This is a genomic window from Pseudomonas sp. P4_C1, assembly GCF_056402155.1.
The window spans coordinates 1-3,237 of sequence record NZ_JBFUHY010000149.1 but is presented as its reverse complement, the minus strand read 5'-3'; the positions used below and the strand labels follow the sequence as shown (position 1 = coordinate 3,237).

The following is a 3,237-nucleotide window of genomic DNA, read 5'->3' as shown; positions in this document are numbered from 1 at the left end:
GGCCAGAGGCATACCTTTTCGGCTTTAGCGTCGGGTCGCATCATGACGTACTGGCTTCTGAGAGAAATCGGGAGCATAGCTCGGGGATCAGCTGTCAGCTTTGAATGTGGTGTTGATGGATCGCATACGCTCTATCAAACCTGTGGATGGCTCGAAAAAAGCTGATGGGTATGGGCGAGTTACGCGTGTAATAGGAAAAAATTGACTGAAAAACCCGACAAGGTGTTGCGCATGTGACGTTATCGCGATAAATAGCGCTGAACGGCATGGAATACTCAACTTGCCGCTCGGTTGCGGCAAGTTGATCGGAGCTTCCTTAGGTATCGACATCGACAAAAACACGTTTCACTTGCATGGCCAAGATGCGAAGGGATATCAAGTATTCCGCAAAAATGAACCGAAGACAATTGATCTAGTGACTGGCGGTTCTTATTGATTGGCCTGGTAAGTTATTGCTTTGGGCCACCAGGCGAAATTGATCGCCCTACAACATGTAAAGCCGGTTGTCATGGGTAACAGGAACGACTTACGCGTAATGCCATCTGCACCTTTCGCATACGCAGCGATCTTTATGTCCATGAGTGGTCTTCATGACTGCACCGGATAGAATGACCTTTTGGCTAGCGAACCGCAGAACACTCAGATCCACCTGATGGCTGTCTATGAATTGCGCGAGGCGTTCGGCACAATTTATTGAGGAAACTGTTGGCGTTTCTTTTGTTGGATTTTAAGTTTTTCTTTGATGACCAGCCAAATGAAATTACTATTGGTAGTAAGATAGCGTCTCCACATTCGCCCGGGCTCTTGGGTTAATCGAAAAAACCATTCAAGACCGGAGTTTTGCATCCATAAAGGGGCGCGTTTCGTTTTTCCTGAAAGAACATCAAATGAACCGCCGACGCCCATTAAGATAATTTTGCGGTGAATGTTTTTCTTTGCATAATTGACGAACTCTTCTTTTTGTGGTGAAGGTGTTCCGATAAAAACTAATTCAGCTTCGCTGGCTGCGATTATTTCAATAATTTCTGGCCATTCATTCTTCGTGAAGTATCCATTTCTGTAACCAGCTACAATGTTTTCTGGAAAAGTGCTCGTTATTTCTAAGGCAAGCTTTGATACTACGTCTTCGTTGGCACCCAGAAGAAAAATCTTTTTTCTTCTGAAGTGAGATTCTTTAATTAGTTCCGAAAGCAAATCACATCCAGTCACGCGTGGTAACTTTATGCCTTGCAAAAATCGTATAGCGTAAACAATTGACATGCCGTCTGCGTTTATTATATCCGCCTCGTTTAGAGCAGTGTGTACATCAGCGCTCTTGTATTTGAGGCATGCCTTGAAAGCGTTCATGTCCTCCCTCACTATGGGGTGCGAGGTATGCGACTCAGAAAATAAGTACTCAACGGTGCCCTTCATATCTAATGTTGAGATATTCACGCCAAAGGCATTTATTGATTTGGTAGAGTTGTTCATTTTGACATAACCTGTCTATAGGCGCTTAAATATCTATTCCCCATCTCTTCAAGAGTAAAGTATTTTTGATAGTGATGAAGTGCTTGAGAAATTATTTTTTCTTCATTGACTTTTCCATCAATAGCACCTTCCATAAGGTCTGCTAATGTTTCAGGAGAATTAGGTTCGAACATCAGGCCATGCTGTTTGTCTGTGAATAACTCCCGCATTCCACCAACATTAGAAGCGAGAACTAGCTTTTTATAAGAGAAAGCTTCAATTGGTTTTAGTCCCGCCACTTTTTGAGTAATGGGTAAATCCCGGCGAGGCAAAACTATACAGTTTATTTTTGAGTAAGCCGATCCAATATCCGAGTATTCAATGCGGCCATGAAATTTTATGTTGGAATTAAGACCTAATCCTTCAACCATTTTCTGAAGAGAATCTCTCTCTTTTCCCTCACCATAGATGTTCACGGAGAAATCGTCTCTTCTCTTGGCGAGAATAGCGCTAGCTTCAATAAGCGTTTCTAGCCCCTCGTAATAGACGATTGAACCAATATAACCGAAAGAATAAGTTCCGCGCCTTAAAGGCTGCTGTTCGCTAGGCGGCGGGACGCAATTATGAATCGTTTGGTTGTTACGAGGGGCAGTTTTAAAATAATGGTCTCTTATTCCGTTCGATACAAAAAATACATAACTGGAACAAGTGCCTGTAAAGTATTCCAAATACTTAATAAGTTTTTTTTGCAGTGAGATGAATGCGCCACCACTGATGTCGTCTTCCCAAGTGGAGCGCATTTCATATACAACTTTCTTATTCAGGATAAATCCTGAAATAAGAGCGGGAATACCCATGGCAAATGTAGCGTGCGCATGAATCACGTCGGGATCTTCTTTTCTGCAAATATCAATAATTCTTTTTGTGAAAGGTATTATTGAAAATGCTCTCCCAATACGTTCTAGTAATGTTCGTTGATTTTTAACGCCGTCAACTTCTTTCCCTGGTCCGCAGCGGTAGTATGTTACGTCATTGTTTGACTCGATATCTGCATTACTATCTAAGCTTTTTTGAAATGGCGAACTAATAACAAAGCTTGATATGCCCGACATTTTCTGTGCTGATAATATATTTTCCAGTCTCGATACTGAGCCGCAGACCGATGGCCATGTTTGATGGGATACATGACAAACTTTCAATTTGTGATTTTCCATTGTTGCAATGGCTCTCGTTTGTTCATCAGATAAAAGGAAAGGATGTATATAGCTAGTGCAGGATGGTATGCAATTGGGAATGTGAGCATGATTATTCCACAAAATATAATAGATGCTGTCTTTGCTCGATCTGGTGCGTCATATGAGGCAAGCCTTAGCAAGGCTAAAACATAAATTATCGAGAATATTCCGATTTTTACGTATAGGGTTATATATGTCGAGTCTACTGTGTTGTTCCTAGTATCAAGATTCTGGTAATCAAACCAAGGAATTAAAAATGTTGTGCCTAGTCCAGATCCGAAAATGTAATTGCTAAACTCATAATTGTTGATGTGAGCCATTGCCGGAGAGAATCTTGTAGTTAGTTGAGTTAAAATTCCAGATAGACTTAAGGCGCTTGTAATTCGTTCAATTCCTAAATTTATTGCGATTTGCACACCAGTGAATAACATGGCGATAGATAAAAATGCTGCTTTGATAAAAGTGACTGGATTTTTAATGTTGGACATGACTACAGACAAAAGGACAGCAATGATAAAAACTCTATAACCTGAGATCAAAACCACTACAAGGC

At 41.1% G+C, this 3,237-nt stretch carries 3 protein-coding genes and 1 pseudogene; 1 reads left to right on the top strand and 3 read right to left on the bottom strand.

Annotation, left to right across the window (positions count from 1 at the left end; all coding sequences use genetic code 11):
- Positions 1-301: 301 nt before the first annotated feature.
- Positions 302-526: pseudogene (locus tag AC1DU9_RS29645) on the top strand (IS110 family transposase); the annotation flags it as partial.
- Positions 527-690: 164 nt separating this feature from the next.
- Here AC1DU9_RS29645 and AC1DU9_RS29640 read toward each other — a convergent pair.
- The 3 genes from AC1DU9_RS29640 to AC1DU9_RS29630 form a co-directional block, all read right to left on the bottom strand.
- The gene (locus AC1DU9_RS29640; protein WP_477811250.1) at positions 691-1,470 is read right to left on the bottom strand and encodes a WecB/TagA/CpsF family glycosyltransferase; all 780 of its coding nucleotides are present in this window, start codon (positions 1,468-1,470) and stop codon (positions 691-693) included.
- The gene (locus AC1DU9_RS29635) at positions 1,467-2,663 is read right to left on the bottom strand and encodes a glycosyltransferase (protein WP_477811249.1); all 1,197 of its coding nucleotides are present in this window, start codon (positions 2,661-2,663) and stop codon (positions 1,467-1,469) included. The genes AC1DU9_RS29640 and AC1DU9_RS29635 overlap by 4 nt, the downstream gene beginning before the upstream one ends.
- Positions 2,645-3,237: DUF6369 family protein (locus tag AC1DU9_RS29630; protein ID WP_477811248.1), on the bottom strand; the 593-nt coding region annotated here is incomplete at its 5' end. The genes AC1DU9_RS29635 and AC1DU9_RS29630, both read right to left, overlap by 19 nt.